Consider the following 16,422-nt stretch of genomic DNA (forward strand, 5'->3'; position numbering starts at 1 on the left):
CACGACCGCACCTCGCGGCGGTGGATCCCCCTGCGGTCCACCGGCGCGAGGTGCGGTCGTCTCAGGTGCAGGTCGTGGCGGCGTCGGCCGACGTGGTCACGCCGTTCGAGGGCGTCCAGGGCGGGACGACGAGGGGTGGGACGGTAGCGGCCGGCGACGCGGCGGGGCCACCGGATTCGACCAGTGGCGACGGCGCGACCTCGCCCACCGGCTGGTCCGCCGCGAGCCGGGCCCAGAGGGTGTCCGCCTCGGGCGCCCACACCAGGCGGTTGCGGTCCTTGGGCGACACCGCGGTCGGCATGGACAGGAACACGACGTGGTCGGCGCCCACGTGCCGCAGCGACAGCCCGAGCCCGGTCAGGTCCGCCAGCGACGAGAACCCCTCGCTCGCGGTCAGCGAGCTCGTCGCGGCACGGGCGAACGAGAAGAGGGCCACGGGATCGGCGAGCGTCTGCGCGCTCAGCAGGGACGCCGACATCGCACCCATGAGGTCGTGCTGGCGCAGGATCCGCTGCGTGTCGGAGCCGTCGCCGAGGTCCTCGCGGGCCCGCGCGAACTGCACGGCGGTCGTCCCGTCGAACACCTGCGGGCCGGCCGGCACGTGCAGGCCGGTGCTGGCGTCGTCGTACGCCTCGGGCAGGCAGATCGGGATGCCGCCGATCGCGTCGACCATGGCGGTCAGCCCGACGAAGTCGAGCAGGACGAAGCCGTCGAGCCGAAGCCCGGTGATCGTCTCGACCGTCCGCCACGTGCACGCGGCCGCGGTGGCCAGGTCCTGGCTGTGGTTCCAGCCGACCGAGAAGGCGTCGTTGAACATGTCCTGGGACTTCCCGGGGATCTCGGTGCCGTCCCGGGTGACGCACGTCGGGCGGTCGATCACGAGGTCCCGGGGGATCGAGACCAGCTCGACGCGGCTGCGGTCCGCCGAGATGTGCGCGACGATCGTCGTGTCGGAGTGCATCCCGTCGTTGGCGCCGCCGATCGCCGCGTTCGCGCCGCTGCGGTCGTCGGAACCGAGGATCAGCACGTTGACCGCGGAGCCCACGTGCACGTCGCCGGGAGCGGACGGGGTCGCGCTCGGCGACGGGCGGTCGCCGAGCATCGCCGTGACGTCGCCCGCGTCGTCGATGTTGTCGTCCAGCGACAGGTAGGCGGCCGCGGCGGCGCCCGCCCCGAAGGCCAGGGTCGCGACGACCCCGAGGGCGATCCCTCGACCGATGCGCCGGCCGGGCCGGCGCCGTCCGTGCTGTGCGGCGGCTGTGCGCATGCTCTGGACGTTAGGCCGCAGGTCAGGGGCTGTGTGCGGGCTTGGGTGGAGATCCGGTCGAGGAGCTGTGCACGTGTGCGGGTAACCTTCACGCCGATGGCTCACCTACTCGGCGCGGACCGCGTCACGCTCACGCTGGGCACCCGGACGCTCCTGGACGAGGTCTCCCTCGGGCTGGACGACGGCGCCCGGATCGGCGTCGTCGGCCCCAACGGCGCCGGCAAGTCCACCCTGCTGCGCGTCCTGTCGGGCCAGCAGGAGCCCGACGCCGGCCGCGTCACCTGGGCCGGCGGTGTCCGGGTCGTCGTCCTGGACCAGCGCGACCAGCTCGCTCCGGGCCGTACGGTGCTGGACGTGGTGCACGGGTCCGCCGACGAGCACGAGTGGGCCGCCGACTCCCGGATCCGTTCCGTGCACGCGGGGCTGCTCGCGGACGTCGCGCTGGACACCCCGGTCGACAGCCTCTCCGGCGGGCAGCGCCGCCGGGTCGCGCTCGCGGCCCTGCTCGTGCGCGACGAGGAGGTCCTCGTCCTGGACGAGCCGACCAACCACCTGGACGTCGAGGGCGTCGCGTGGCTGGCCGAGCACCTGGTCGAACGGTTCGGCCGCGGGCAGGGAGCGCTCGTCGTCGTCACCCACGACCGGTGGTTCCTCGACGCCGTCTGCACGCGCACGTGGGAGGTGCACGACGGCGGCGTCGACCAGTACGAGGGCGGGTACGCGGCGTACGTCCTCGCGCGGGCCGAGCGGGCCCGCAACGCCTCGACCGCCGAGGAGAAGCGGCAGAACCTGCTGCGCAAGGAGCTCGCCTGGCTACGCCGCGGGGCACCCGCGCGCACGTCCAAGCCGAAGTTCCGCCTCGACGCCGCCGCCGAGCTCATCGCCGACGAGCCCCCGCCCCGCGACCAGCTGTCCCTCACGAGGATGGCGACCGCCCGGCTCGGCAAGGACGTGCTCGACATCGAGGACGCGTCCGTGGTCTACGGCGACCGCACCCTCCTGCACGACGTCACGTGGCGGCTCGGCCCGGGCGACCGCGTCGGCCTGGTCGGCGTCAACGGTGCCGGCAAGACGACGCTGCTGCGGCTCCTGTCCGGTCGGCTCCAACCCACCACCGGCCGGGTCAAGCGCGGCAAGACCGTGCAGGTCGCCGAGCTGCGCCAGGACGTCGAGGACCTCGACGAGCTCGCCGACCTGCGCGTGATCGAGGTGATCGAGCGCGAGAAGCGGTCGGTCGTCGTCGGCGGAAAGGAGCTGACGGCCGCGCAGCTGGTCGAGCGGCTCGGCTTCACCCGGGAGCGGTCGAGCACGCCGGTGCGCGACCTGTCCGGGGGCGAGCGCCGACGGCTGCAGCTGCTCCGGCTCCTCGTCGGCGAGCCCAACGTCCTGCTCCTCGACGAGCCCACCAACGACCTCGACACCGACACGCTCGCGGCCCTCGAGGACCTGCTGGACGGCTGGCCGGGCACGCTGATCGTCGTCTCGCACGACCGCTACCTGCTCGAACGCGTCTGCGACACGCAGATGGCCCTGCTCGGCGACGGCATGCTGCGCCAGCTGCCGGGCGGCGTCGAGCAGTACCTGACGCTGCGCCGGACCGCGATCGCCGCGGGCGGCTCGGTGACCTCGGTCCTCGATGCCGGCCCGGCCCCCGTCGACCGTCCTGCGGTCTCCGAGGCCGACCTGCGCACGGCCCGCAAGGAGATCGCGCGGATCGAGCGTCGGCTGTCGCGGATCGCCGACCAGGAGTCCGCGCTCCACCAGAGGATGTCCGAGCAGGCGACCGACCACCAGGCCGTTCTCGCGCTGGACGCCGAGCTGCGCGCGCTCGCGGCCGAGAAGGACGACCTCGAGACCGCCTGGATGGAAGCCGCCGAGATCGTCGGCTGACGTCAGCGGTCGGTCAGGACTTCATCGACCGCAGCGCCAGCCCGGACGCCGACGCCATGGCGACGACCGCGACGAGCACCACGGCCAAGGGTCCCGACCACCCGCCCGACGCGGTGTGCACGGCCCCGAGCACGGACGGCCCGAGCGCGCCGGCCGTGTACCCGATCGACTGCACCGTCGCGGACATCCGGCGCGCGGCGGCCTGCGACCCGGCGGAGGACGCGATCACGGTGAAGATGACGGTGAAGTTCCCGCCCTGGGCGATCCCGGCGCAGATGCACCAGACGGCCCACAGGGACGGTTCGAGGAGCAGGCCGAGGGGCAGAGCCAACCAGAAGACCGCGATGCCGAGCGACACGAGCGGCAGGGGAGTACGGCGCGCGAGGACGAGCGGCACGGCGACCCCGCCGACCATGCCGAACAGCTGGAAGAGCGCGGCCGCGCCCCCGGCGCCGGTCGGGGCCAGTCCGAGGGTGTCGCCGAGGATCGAGGGCAGCCAGGCGCTGACGGCGTAGTACCCGAACGCCTGCCCGGCGAACGCGACGGCCAGGAACCACGTCACGGGCCGTCGCCAGACGGAGTCGCCGGAGGCGGACGCGAGCACCGGCGGAGCGACGTCGTCGCGAGCGGGGTAGGCCCGTCGCCACACGACGATCGCGATCACCGCCAGCAACCCCCACGACGCCAGCGCCCACCGCCAGCCGACCAGCGCCGCCAGCGGTGCGGTGAAGACGGTGGTCAGGACGGACCCGCCGTTGAGCGCCGCGGTGTACAGGCCCGTGACCCGAGCGACCGACCCGGGGAAGTCCCGCCCGATCACCACCGGCACGGCGACGTTCCCCGCGGTGATCGCGACGCCGATCAGGACCGTGCCCGCCAGGGCGAGGGCGAACCCGCCCGACGAGCGCAGCAGCGTCCCGGCGAGCACGATCACCAGCGACGCGAGGACGACGCGTGAGGTCCCGAGCCGCCCGAGCAGCACGGCCATCACGGGCGTCAGCACCGCGAAGCAGAGCACGGGGATGCCGGTGAGCAGCCCGACGCCGGCGGCGGAGAGCCCCAGCGACGCGCGCACCTCGTCGGCCACGGGTGCCAGCGCGGTGATCGGCGCGCGCAGGTTCAGGGCATACAGCAGGACGGCAGCAAGAAGGAGGCCCCGCGACGCTGAGCGAAAGGTCGTCAAGACGCGTCGAACGGGGCGACGACCTCGCGCAGCAGGGCCGCGAGCTGCTCGCGGTCGCCCTCCTCGAGGTCGCCGAGCAGTCCGCGCTCGACGTCGAGCAGGTCGGCGAACGCCGCGTCGACCCGGGCACGGCCGGCCGCGGTGAGCTGCACGAGCACACCGCGGCGATCGTCGGGGGCGGGCAGCCGCTCGACCAGCCCGTGCTCGGCCAGGCGGTCGATGCGGTTGGTCATGGTGCCGCTGGTGACCAGCGTCTGGGTCAGGAGCGCGCCGGGCGAGAGCCGGTACGGGGACCCGGCCCGGCGCAGCGCTGACAGGACGTCGAACTCCCAGGTCTCCAGGTCGTGCCGCGCGAACGCGGACCGTCGGGCGAGGTCGAGGTGCCGTGCCAGGCGGCTGACGCGCGAGAGCACGGTCAGGGGGCGGACGTCGAGGTCGGGTCGCTCGCGCTGCCAGGCGAGGACGATCTTGTCGACCTCGTCCCGCGCGCCGTCGCGATCCGGGAGTGCCATAGCGCCGAGATTACTCGACGTCGACAGAAGACCGCGTCAGGGTGGGCCGGCGCTCGAGTCCGGACAGACCGTTCCACGCCAGGTTGACCAGGTGCGCGGCGACCTGGTCCTTGCTGGGCTTGCGCGCGTCGAGCCACCACTGCCCGGTCAGGGCCACCATGCCGACGAGCATCTGCGCGTACATCGGGGCGGTCTTGGGGTCCTGCCCCTGCTTCTTGAACTGGTCGGCGAGCAGGTGCTCGACCTGGGTGGCCACGTCGCCGATCAGGCTCGAGAACGTGCCGGTCGCCTGGGCGACGGGGGAGTCGCGCACGAGGATCCGGAAGCCGTCCTCGGAGGTCTCGATGTAGCCGAGCAGGGCCAGGGTGGTCCGTTCGACGAGCGCCTTGGGGTGGCCGCCCTCTTCGAGCGGCGCGCTCAGCGCGCGGGTCAGGGCCTGGATCTCCCGGTCGACGACGACCGCGTAGACGCCCTCCTTGCCCCCGAAGTGCTCGTAGACGACGGGCTTGGACACCTCGGCGCGCGCGGCGATCTCCTCGACGCTCGTGCCGTCGAACCCCTTCTCGGCGAACAGGCGGCGCGACACGTCGAGCAGCTGTGCTCGACGCTGCGTCCCCGTCATCCGGGTACGAGCTGCGCGCTTGGGGTCGGTGGCCACGCGCCCATCATGCCGTGGCGGGGTGCGCAACCTGTGCGTTCTCCCTGGCAGACTTGGCGACGAGTGGGCACAGCCCGCCGGTCCGCCCTGGTGTAACGGCAGCACGCCGGCCTTTGGAGCCGTGCAGTCCAGGTTCGAATCCTGGGGGCGGAGCCTCGACTGCGCGCCTCTGCGCAGGCCGAACGCGCCCCGCCCTGTCCTCGTCGGCTCGCGCTGCGGTCTGCCTCGCGACCCTGTACAAAAGGTACGGGACTAGTGCCGATCAATACCCGGACTTTTGCCGGAGGATTGTCAGAAGTCCGGCAAAAGTGTTAGTTTGCGCCTGCCGCCCGATGCGGGTCGGCGCACAGGAAGCACCTTCGAAGGAGAAGGAATGCTGTCTGCCAGGCATCCCGAGACGCACGGTCCTCGCGTCGGAGATGGATCGGTCCCGCTCGTCGCCGAGCGGCGATCGCCCGGCCCCGAGAGCGACCAAGGGCCGCCGGTCGTCAGCTAGAGCGGCGCCCCGCCCGGGGCGCCCACCCTGTGGCCCGCCACGGGTGCTGCCGAAGGCAGCGAACACTGCCGCACTCGCGGCCATGTCGCACCGACGCTCGTGGGTCGGCGCGGAGATCACCAGCAGGGAGAGCGCGGCTGCGCGCGCCCATCTCCTGCCCACCCGGTTCGATCACGAAAGGACTTCACCATGCCCGGTCTCACAGACCGACGTGCCGGCCGTTCGCCGGCAGGTCAGCAAGCCCTCCACCCGCAGGCGAGCACGCACTGCGGACGGGGTGCCGCATGACCCCCCAGCGGCGGAAGGGGCAGGGTGTCGCAGCCGCCCTCCCCTTCCGTCCTCGCCGGCGCCTTGCTGCAACGATCGCTGCCGTCGTCGCGTTGGCCGTCACCGGTCTGGTCGGGGTCGCGCCTGCCGCGAGCGCGGCGTCCACCGGCTCGGTCCAGCAGGCGCCGGCGATGCCGGCGCTCGCGCAGTCGGTGCCGTCGGTCCTGCCCATGCACGAGGAGGGCGTCGAGCCCTACAAGGTGCTGGTCTTCTCCAAGACGGCGGGCTTCCGGCACACCGACGGCATCACCGCCGGGATCGCCGGCATCACGGCGCTCGGCGCTGAGCACGGTTTCACCGTGGACGCCACGGAGGACTCGTCCGCGTTCACGACGGCGAACCTGGCGCAGTACGCGACGGTCGTCTTCCTGTCGACGACCTCACCGACCGCGGACGCGCTGCTGGACACCGCGCAGCAGCAGGCCCTGCAGGCCTACGTCGAGAACGGCGGTGGCTGGTTCGGCATCCACGCCGCTGCCGACGCCAACTACGACTGGCCCTGGTACCAGGGTCTCGTCGGCGCGTACTTCAAGCAGCACCCGGCGATCCAGCAGACCAAGGTGCTGATCGAGGACCGGGTCCATCCCGCGACCGAGGGCCTCGGTGACGAGATCACCCTGACCGACGAGCTCTACGACTACCAGACCAACCCCCGGGACAGCGTCCACGTGCTCGCGTCCCTGGACGCGCGCTCGTACACCGGCAGCACGATGGGCCTCGACCACCCGATCGCCTGGTGCCAGGACTACGACGGCGGTCGGTCCTTCTACCTGGGCCTCGGCCACGACGCCACCAACTGGACCAACGGCGCCTTCCTGCAGATGGTCTCCGGGGGCATCGAGACCACCGCCGGTGTCGTCTCGGCGGACTGCGGCGCCTCGGTGCCGAAGAACTACGAGCTGGTCAAGCTCGACGACAACACCTTCGACCCGATGCAGCTCGACGTCGCCGCTGACGGACGGGTGTTCTACATCGAGCGCGAGGGCGCGATCAAGGTCATCGACCCGACGACCGGCCACACCTCCGCCGTCGCGACGCTCAACGCCTTCACCGCCAACGAGTCCGGAGTGCTGGGCCTGGCCCTCGATCCGGACTTCGTGACCAACAACTACGTCTACGTCTTCTACTCGCCAGCGGGTGCCGACAGCGTCGACCAGCTCTCGAGGTTCACCGTGTCGGCGACGAACACCTTGGTCGCGGGCTCGGAGAAGGTCGTCCTCCAGGTGCCCGTGCAGCGTGGCGAGTGCTGCCACCACGGCGGTTCGATGGTGTTCGACCGGGCCTCGGGTGACCTCTACCTCGCGACGGGTGACAACACCAACCCGTTCGCGTCGGACGGGTACGCGCCGCTGGACCAGGGCGCCGGTCGGGCGGCCTGGGACTCCGAGCGCACGGCGGGCAACACCAACTCGCTGTCCGGCAAGCTCCTGCGCATCCACCCCGAGGACGACGGCACCTACTCCGTCCCCGCCGGCAACCTGTTCGCGCCCGGGACCGACAAGACCCGGCCCGAGGTCTACGGGATGGGCTTCCGCAACCCGTTCCGCATCAACATCGACCCGAAGACCGGCACCGTGTTCGTCGCCGACTACGGACCCGACGCGGGGAGCGCGGACCCGAACCGCGGTCCGCAGAACACCGTCGAGTGGAACATCATCGCCAAGCCGGGCAACTACGGCTGGCCCTACTGCACCGGCCCCAACAAGGCCTACAACCACTGGAACTTCGCCACCCACCAGTCCGGTCCCGCGTACGACTGCGCAGGCGGGCCGGTGAACGACTCGCCGAACAACACCGGTCTGGCGCAGCTGCCTGCGGCGATCCCCGCAACGCTCTACTACCACTACAACGCCGCGGAGGACTTCCCCGAGATCGGCGGCGGTGGCGCGCCCATGGCAGGGCCGATGTACCGGTACGACGAGACGAGCACGTCGGACACCAAGTGGCCCGCGTACTGGGACGGCAAGGCCCTGTTCGGTGAGTGGAACAACAACGTCGTCTACTCGTTGCTGACCACGTCGGACGTCCGCCGGCTCCAGAAGATCACCAAGATCAACGAGGCCAGCCTCGGCGCCGGCCAGCGCTCCATCAAGATGATGGACGCGAAGTTCGGTCCGGACGGCAGCCTCTACATCATCGACTGGGGCTCCGGCTGGGAGAACAACGGCGACTCCGGCCTCTACCGGATCGACTACGTCTACGGCAACCGGTCGCCCATCGCGAAGGCGTCGGCGGACGTCGACTCCGGGCCGGCACCGCTCGCGGTCCAGTTCTCCTCCACCGGGTCCCGCGACCCGGACGGCGACGAGCTGACGTACTCCTGGGACTTCGGCGACGGGACGACGTCGACCGAGGCCGCCCCGAGCCACACGTTCGCGGCGGGCACGTACAACGTCGTGCTGACGGCGACGGACGCCGACGGCCGCTCCGGGCTCTCCAGCGTCTCGGTGATCAGCGGGAACACCCGGCCGACCGTGACCGTGACGGCGCCTGTGGACGGCGGGTTCTTCCAGTTCGGTGACCAGATCAAGTTCGACGTGACCGTCACCGACCCCGAGGACGGTTCGACCACGTCGCAGACGATCTCGTGCGACGACGTGCACGTGCAGAACCAGCTCGGTCACGTGTCCGGCAGCGACTCCCACGCGCACCCGATGAGCCAGACGACCGGCTGCACGGGTGTGGTCCAGACGCTCGAGGACGGTGGCCACGGTGGCGACGTCCACCTGTTCTGGGTCATCGAGGGCTCCTACACCGACAAGGGTGCGCCCGGCGGGGTCCCGTCGCTGACGGGCACCACCTCGGTCGTGCTGCAGGACAAGCACCACCAGGCCGAGCACTTCGACTCGACCGGCCGCCTGCCCGGATCGGCCTCCACCGGAGACCCGGGCGTGCAGAAGGAGACCACGTCCGACCCGCTCGGCGGCACCCAGAACATCGGCTTCATCGAGCCCGACGACTGGTTCGCCTTCGCCCGGGTCAACCTGAGCGGGATCGACCGGATCCAGATCCGGGCCGCCAGCCCGGCTGACGGTGGCGCCGACCTGAACCTTCGCTGGAACGACCCCGTGGACGGCCCGCTCCTGGGCACCGTGCACGTCGACAACACCGGAGGGTGGCAGAGCTACCAGAACTTCGGGGTGGACCTCACCGACGCTCCGACCGACACCGGCACGATCTACGTCGTCGCCGCGAAGCCGGGTACCACCGGCTCCGTGACCAACGTCAACTGGGTCGACTTCGTCGGCAAGGGCGTCACGGCCAACGAGCGGCCGGTGATCGGCACCGCCGACCTCTCGCCGACGAGCGGCACGGCGCCGGTGAGCGTCACGGCCACGGCCGCGGCGAGCGACCCGGAGGGCAAGGCCGTCTCGTACCACTGGGACTTCGGTACGGCTGACGGTGCGACGGCTGACACGGCTTCCGCCTCCTACACCTACACCGTGCCGGGCAAGTACACCGCCAAGCTCACGGTGACGGATCCGGGCGGGGCCACCGCCAGCCGCACCTTCCCGGTGACGGTCGACGCACCGCCGGACGGCTGCTTCGGCAACCTGTCCGACCAGTTCGACGGCACCACCTTGAACACCGGTCGGTGGAGCACCGTCGTCCGGCCCAACCAGGACCTGCAGGTCCGGGACGGTGCGCTGCACATCCCGGCGTCCAAGACCGACATCTACGGTGCTGGCGGCGACGTCCCCAACATCGTGCTGCAGGATCTGCCGAGCGGCGCCTGGCAGGCCACGACCAAGGTGAACATCAAGGCGTACACGTCGTACCAGCAGGCAGGTCTGCTCCTGTACAGCAACGACGACAACTACGCGAAGCTCGTCGTCCAGGGTCGGAGCAGCAACCCGGCCGACCACATCATCCAGTTCGCCCACGAGGTCGGTGGTTCGGCGCAGGAGGCCAACTCCGCCGCGCTCGGTACCGCCTTCCCCGACACCGTGTACCTGCGGATCTCCAGTGACGGCACCACCCTGTCGCCGTCGTACTCCACCGACGGGACGACGTGGATCACGCCGGACCAGTCGTGGAGCGGCTGGGACGCGATCCGCAAGACTCAGGCGAGCCTGGGCAGCCCGAAGATCGGGCTGGCCGCCTTCGCCAACGGCTCCGGAACGGTGACCGACGCGGCCTTCGACTGGTTCCGGCTCAGCCCGGACCCGTCCGAGTCGGTGTCCACCCCTGATGACGAGTTCACCGGGGATGCACTCGTCGCCTGCCGGTGGACCACCCTGCGTCCCGACGCCACGGCCCTGCGGGTGGGTGACGGGAAGCTCTCGATCGACACCAAGCCGGGTGAGATCGACACCAGCAGCAACGTGATCGTGCAGAACCAGCCGGCGGGCAACCACTGGGTGGTCGAGACCAAGATCGACGGCTCCGCGCTGAACGAGCACTTCCAGCAGGCCGGCATCGTGGTCCTGGGCGACGACCGCAACTACGTCAAGCTGGACTTCATCACCGACAACAACCCCGGCAGCGCCGTGACCCGTCGGCTGGAGTTCCGCAGCGTGCTCGACAACGTCCAGCAGCAGCCGCAGCCGAACCTGAACAACCTGACCCAGGGTGTCTGGTACCTGCGGGTGGAGCGTCAGGACAACAACTTCGCCGGTTGGTACTCGACCGACGGAGCGACCTGGACGAAGTTCGCCGACACGGTGGCCAACATCCCGGCGGCCTCCGGCGGCAAGGTGGGTCTGTTCGCCATCGGGGTGGACCAGACCGGGTCGGCGACCGCGGCGTTCGACTACTTCCGCGTGATCGGAGGTGCTCCGGCGGACACCACCGCGCCGGTCACCACCGCCATCAAGGACCCGGCCGAGCCGACCGGTACGAACAGCTGGTACACCGGTCCCGTGACGGTCAGCCTGACGGCCGTCGACGAGACGGGCGGCTCCGGTGTCCAGGGCATCTCGGCAGCTGTCGACGGTGGTCCTGCCGGGACCTACACGACGCCCGTCGCCCTCAGTGGTGACGGCGTCCACACGGTGGCGTTCGCGGCCACCGACAAGGCGGGCAACGTCGAAGGATCACGGACGCTGACCGCGAAGATCGATGCGACCGCACCGGTCACGGCGCACGCTCTGTCCGAGACGGGTCTGCTGACCCTGACGGCGGTCGACGCCACCTCGGGAGTGGAGCGGACCGAGTACAGGATCGGCACCCAGCCGTGGTCGGCGTACACCGCGCCGGTCCAGGTGGAGCTCACGGCCTCCGAGCAGACCGTCGAGCTCCGGTCGGTGGACAAGGCCGGCAACACGGAGGCGACGCAGTCGGTCACCGTGCCGGCCGCGGGCGACACCACACCTCCGGTGTCGAAGGCCACCGTCGACCCGTCCAGCCCGGACGGCCAGAACGGCTGGTACACCGGAGACGTCAGCGTCACCCTGACCTCGGACGACGCCGACAGCGGCGTCGACCGGATCGAGTACGCGACGACGGACGACGCGTGGACCGCCTACACGGCGCCCATCGCGATCACCGACGGCATCACCGCGATCCGGTTCCGGGGCGTGGACGAGGCCGGGAACGTCGAGTCGCCCAAGACTCTGACGCTCAAGCGGGACACGGTGGCGCCGGAGACCGCCGCCGACGTGGACTCCGACGCCGCGAACGCCACGGTCACCCTGGTCCGGGCGGACGACACCTCCGGTGTGGCTTCGACGCAGTACCGGGTCGACGGTGGGGCGTGGAGAACCTACTCCGCACCGTTCGTCGTGGCCCGGACGTCGGCTCCGCAGGTGATCGAGTTCCGGTCGACCGACAAGGCCGGGAACGTCGCCGGTCCCCGGTCGGTCACCGTCCCCGCCAAGCAGGTCCAGGGGAAGCCGTCCGTGACCACGCTGTCGCTGTCGGCCACCCGGATCACGGTCGGCAGCCCGATCAAGGTGACCATCTCGGTCGTGACGAGCGGAACGCTCGGCAACGAGCTGGTGACGCTCTACGACGGGTCCACCCCGATCGGTGCCGGCATCCTCAAGAAGGGCACGGTGACCGTCACCGTGCCGGACCTCGAGGTGGGTACCCACGCGTTGCAGGCGAAGTTCGCCGGCAACGCAGGCGTGGCGGAGTCCGCGTCGCCCGTCCGGCAGGTGGTGGTCGACGCCGCGGCGTCCACCACCAAGCTGACTGCCAGTGCTGCCGGGCAGACGTACGGCACCGACAAGCCGGTGCTGCTCACGGCAAAGGTGACGCTCACCAACGGCGCCGTGCCGGCCGGCGGCGTGGAGTTCCGGTCGGGCGGTCAGGTGGTCTACACCGCCCCGGTCTCGTCCGGGAAGGCGACCTACCGGCTGCCGTCGGACGCGACCGTCGGGGCGACGTCGTTCACCGCGACGTTCGTCCCGGCCGATCCGACCACGTCCGCGGGGTCCACCTCGACGGCCGTGACGGTGACGGTCGTCAAGGCGGTCTCCAAGACCTCCTTGAAGGCGAGCGCGACGAGCCAGAAGTACGGGACGAGCAAGCCGGTCACGCTGACGGCTGCGGTGTCGCTGGACACCGGTGGACCCGCCACCGGCACGGTGGTGTTCGCCAGCAACGGCAGCACCGTCGGCACGGTCGTCGTCTCCGGCGGCAAGGCGGCGTACACGCTGAGCCCGACGACGCCGGTCGGCTCGCAGAAGGTCACCGCGACCTTCGTCCCGGCGACACCGGGAGGAGTCGTCGGATCGACCTCGGCGGCGGTCACCGTCGTGGTGAAGTGAGGTAGCAGGACGAGGAAGGGGCAGATCCGCGAGGAGCACCCACAGGTGACGTTCCCCCGCCCAGCCGCCGTCGTCGTCCTCGCCGCAGGCGAAGGAACCCGGATGCGCTCGGCGACACCCAAGGTCCTGCACACGTTGGCCGGCCGCAGCCTGCTCGGCCACGCGATGGCCACCGCGCGGGCGCTCGACCCCGGTCGCGTGCTCGTCGTCGTCCGGCACGAGCGCGAGCTCGTCGCCGCGCACGTGCGTGAGCTCGACTCGCAGGCCCTGCTGGCCGACCAGGACGAGATCCCCGGCACCGGCCGCGCGGTCCAGGTCGCCATGCGAGGCCTCGACGCCGCCGCCCAGGCCGACGCGGCGGGCGAGGGCACGGTCGGATCGGCGACGAACGCGCAGGTCGCCGGTGCCGTCGTCGTCATCGCGGGCGATGTCCCGCTGCTCGACGCGGCGACTCTGCACGAGCTGCTCGAGGCGCACCACGCGGACGGCAACGTGGTCACCGTGCTCACCACCGAGGTGGCCGACCCCTCGGGCTACGGCCGCATCCTGCGGGAGCCCGGGACCGGGGACGTGCTCGGCATCGTCGAGGAGAAGGACGCGACCGACGAGCAGCGCGCCATCGCCGAGATCAACTCGAGCATCTACGTCTTCGACGCCGAGATGCTGCGCGGTGCGCTCGGCCGGCTCGGTCGCGACAACGCGCAGGGCGAGGTCTACCTGACCGACGTGCTCGCGATCGCCCGCACCGACGGCGGCCACGTGCGGGCGCTGCGCACCGACGACCCGATGCTCGTCGAGGGCATCAACGACCGCGTGCAGCTCTCGGTCCTGCGCGCGGAGCTGAACCGCCGGATCCTCGAGGACTGGATGCGCGAGGGCGTCACGGTCGTCGACCCGGCCACCACCTGGGTGGACGTCGACGTCGAGCTCGAGCGCGACGTGACCCTCCTGCCGGGGACGCAGCTGCACGGCGCGACGGTGGTCCGCGAGGGCGCGACCGTCGGCCCCGACACCACGCTGACCGACGTCGAGGTGGGTGCGCGCGCCACGGTCGTGCGGACGCACGGGAACCTCGCGGTCATCGGCGCCGGCGCGAGCGTCGGCCCGTTCGCGTACCTGCGCCCGGGCACCGAGCTCGGCGAGGACGGCAAGATCGGCACGTTCGTCGAGACGAAGAACGCGCAGATCGGCACGGGCTCGAAGGTCCCGCACCTCTCCTACGTGGGTGACGCGACGATCGGCGAGCACACGAACATCGGTGCGGCGTCGGTGACCGTCAACTACGACGGTGTGAACAAGCACCGCACGACGATCGGCTCGTACGCCCGCACCGGTGCGGACAACATGTTCGTCGCTCCCGTGACGATCGGCGACGGTGCCTACACGGGCGCCGGCAGCGTGATCCGTCGCGACGTCCCCTCGGGCGCCCTCGGCGTCAGCGCGGGCGCGCAGCGCAACATCGAGGGGTGGGTGTCGCGCTCGCGGGCCGGCACCCCCGCGGCGGCCGCCGTCGTCCGTCCGCGCGACGACCTCTCGCCCCAGGCGCGCGCGGAGCTCGACCGCGCCGCGACCGCCGCCGGAGCCACCCCTGCGACACCTCCTCCTGTACTACCCGTCGACACGAAGGACTCCGCACGATGACCGGGATCGTCTCCACGGACGGCGAGAAGCGACTGGTGCTCCTCTCCGGTCGCGCGCACCCCGACCTGGCCAACAACGTGGCCACGCACCTGGGCATCGAGCTGCTGCCGACCACCACCTACGAGTTCGCCAACGGCGAGCTCTACACCCGGTTCGGTGAGTCGGTGCGCGGTGCGGACACGTTCGTCCTGCAGTCGCACTCGTCGCCGATCAACACGTGGATCATGGAGCAGCTGCTCATGGTCGACGCCCTCAAGCGCGCGTCCGCCAAGACGATCACCGTCGTCGCACCGTTCTACGGGTACGCCCGCCAGGACAAGAAGCACCGCGGCCGCGAGCCGATCTCCGCGCGCCTCATGGCCGACCTGTTCAAGACGGCCGGTGCGGACCGCCTCATGAGCGTCGACCTGCACGCCGCGCAGATCCAGGGCTTCTTCGACGGACCGGTCGACCACCTGTGGGCCATGCCGATCCTCACGGACTACGTGCGCAGCCGCGTCGACACCTCCAACGTCACGGTCGTCTCGCCCGACGCCGGCCGCATCCGCGTGGCCGAGCAGTGGGCCGCCAAGCTCGGCGGCGGACCGCTGGCGTTCGTGCACAAGACCCGCGACATCCGCAGCGCCAACAAGACGGTGTCCAACCGCGTCGTCGGTGACGTCGAGGGCCGCTCCTGCGTGCTCGTCGACGACCTCATCGACACGGCCGGGACCATCGCCGGCGCCGTCCGCGTGATCCTCGAGGCCGGCGCCAAGGACGTCATCGTCGCGGCGACCCACGGCGTCCTGTCCGACCCGGCCGTCGAGCGGCTGCAGGGCAGCGGCGCCCGCGAGGTCGTCATCACCGACACGCTCCCGATCGCCGACGACCGCCGCTTCCCCAAGCTGACGGTCCTGTCCATCGCCCCGCTGATCGCCCGCGCGATCCGCGAGGTCTTCGACGACGGCTCGGTCACCTCCCTCTTCGACGGCCAGGCCTGACGGTCCCGATGGGCGACGAGCGTCGAGGGTCCCGCGGCGGCGTCACCGTCCGCGGTTCCGGCGAGGCGCTCACCGTCCCGGACGTCGTGATCGCCGAGCTGGGCGCCGAGGCGCGCGCGCTCGACGCCAACCGTGCGCTGGTCCTGGCGAGCGCCGCGGTCGTGCGCATGACGGACTCCCTGCGCGAGGCGGGCGTCGAGGCGCGGGCCCTGCAGAGCCGGGGCACGTCGACCTGGACCGACGGCGACCACGCCGTGGCCCGGACCGACCTCACGTGACGCTGCGCGACATCGACGCGGCGGGCGACCTGCTGGGTGCCGCGGTCACCGCGGGGGGCGACGAGGCCCGCGTCGGCACGCTGCGCTACGCGGTGAGCGACCCGAGCGCCGCCCAGGCGTCCGCGCGCGAGCTCGCGTGGGCCGACGCCGTGACCAAGGCCACGCACTGGGCGACCCTGGCCGGGCGGCCGCTCGGCGAGGTGGTCTGGGTCCAGGAGGGCGGCGCGGACGCGGCCCCGATGTTCGCGCGGGTCGCCGCCGCGCCGATGGGCATGTCGATCCCGGTCGAGGCGGGCGAGCAGACCGTCCGGGCCGACGTGACGGCCCGCTTCGCCTGGGCGGAGTAGACCTCCGGGGTTGGGAGCACCCACCTGCCTCGGGTAGTCTCTTCAGGTTGCCTCGGCGAGGGACGAAGGACGGTCGGAAGGATCGGCGCCACGGCGTCGGACCCGCAAGGCCCCTGAGCTCCGTGATCGA

General features: G+C 71.5%; 10 protein-coding genes and 1 tRNA gene. 7 read left to right on the forward strand and 4 right to left on the reverse strand.

The features are described from left to right. Window positions 1-61 precede the first annotated feature (61 nt). Window positions 62-1,267, reverse strand: a complete 1,206-nt coding sequence (locus AC1DUE_RS12985; protein ID WP_477039844.1) for an LCP family protein — start codon at window positions 1,265-1,267, stop codon at window positions 62-64. A 96-nt stretch (window positions 1,268-1,363) separates the two neighbouring features. On the opposite strand from AC1DUE_RS12985, the gene AC1DUE_RS12990 reads away from it, so the two are divergent. Further along, window positions 1,364-3,157 (forward strand): ABC-F family ATP-binding cassette domain-containing protein, encoded by a 1,794-nt coding sequence (locus AC1DUE_RS12990; protein WP_477039845.1) that lies wholly within the window; start codon window positions 1,364-1,366, stop codon window positions 3,155-3,157. A gap of 13 nt (window positions 3,158-3,170) precedes the next feature. On the opposite strand, the gene AC1DUE_RS12995 is transcribed toward AC1DUE_RS12990, so the two are convergent. The 3 genes from AC1DUE_RS12995 to AC1DUE_RS13005 are packed head-to-tail and all read right to left on the reverse strand — an operon-like array spanning window position 3,171 to window position 5,474. Further along, on the reverse strand, window positions 3,171-4,340 hold the full coding sequence (locus AC1DUE_RS12995) for an MFS transporter (protein WP_477039846.1): 1,170 nt from the start codon (window positions 4,338-4,340) through the stop codon (window positions 3,171-3,173). Further along, window positions 4,337-4,852, reverse strand: coding sequence for a MarR family winged helix-turn-helix transcriptional regulator (locus tag AC1DUE_RS13000; protein WP_477039847.1), 516 nt, complete (start codon window positions 4,850-4,852; stop codon window positions 4,337-4,339). Before AC1DUE_RS13000 ends, AC1DUE_RS12995 begins: the two co-directional genes overlap by 4 nt. A gap of 10 nt (window positions 4,853-4,862) precedes the next feature. Next, a complete protein-coding gene (locus AC1DUE_RS13005; RefSeq protein ID WP_477039932.1) occupies window positions 4,863-5,474 on the reverse strand; it encodes a TetR/AcrR family transcriptional regulator in 612 nt (203 codons plus the stop codon). Window positions 5,475-5,591: 117 nt separating this feature from the next. On the opposite strand from AC1DUE_RS13005, the gene AC1DUE_RS13010 reads away from it, so the two are divergent. The 6 genes from AC1DUE_RS13010 (at window position 5,592) to AC1DUE_RS13035 (ending at window position 16,292) form a co-directional block, all read left to right on the forward strand. After that, window positions 5,592-5,663 (forward strand) — tRNA-Gln (locus tag AC1DUE_RS13010). Between the two features lie 723 nt (window positions 5,664-6,386). Beyond that, complete coding sequence (locus AC1DUE_RS13015; RefSeq protein WP_477039848.1) at window positions 6,387-13,046, forward strand: ThuA domain-containing protein; 6,660 nt, start codon at window positions 6,387-6,389, stop codon at window positions 13,044-13,046. A gap of 45 nt (window positions 13,047-13,091) precedes the next feature. Next, the gene (gene glmU, locus AC1DUE_RS13020; protein WP_477039849.1) at window positions 13,092-14,687 is read left to right on the forward strand and encodes a bifunctional UDP-N-acetylglucosamine diphosphorylase/glucosamine-1-phosphate N-acetyltransferase GlmU; all 1,596 of its coding nucleotides are present in this window, start codon (window positions 13,092-13,094) and stop codon (window positions 14,685-14,687) included. Next, window positions 14,684-15,667, forward strand: coding sequence for a ribose-phosphate diphosphokinase (locus tag AC1DUE_RS13025; protein ID WP_477039850.1), 984 nt, complete (start codon window positions 14,684-14,686; stop codon window positions 15,665-15,667). Before glmU ends, AC1DUE_RS13025 begins: the two co-directional genes overlap by 4 nt. An 8-nt stretch (window positions 15,668-15,675) precedes the next feature. Then, window positions 15,676-15,945 carry an SIMPL domain-containing protein gene (locus tag AC1DUE_RS13030; protein WP_477039851.1) on the forward strand — a complete coding sequence of 90 codons (270 nt, stop codon included), beginning with the start codon at window positions 15,676-15,678 and terminating at the stop codon, window positions 15,943-15,945. Next, window positions 15,942-16,292 (forward strand): SIMPL domain-containing protein, encoded by a 351-nt coding sequence (locus tag AC1DUE_RS13035; protein ID WP_477039852.1) that lies wholly within the window; start codon window positions 15,942-15,944, stop codon window positions 16,290-16,292. Before AC1DUE_RS13030 ends, AC1DUE_RS13035 begins: the two co-directional genes overlap by 4 nt. The last annotated feature ends 130 nt before the right edge of the window (window positions 16,293-16,422 follow it).

It is taken from the genome of Cellulomonas sp. P4_A2 (assembly GCF_056402515.1).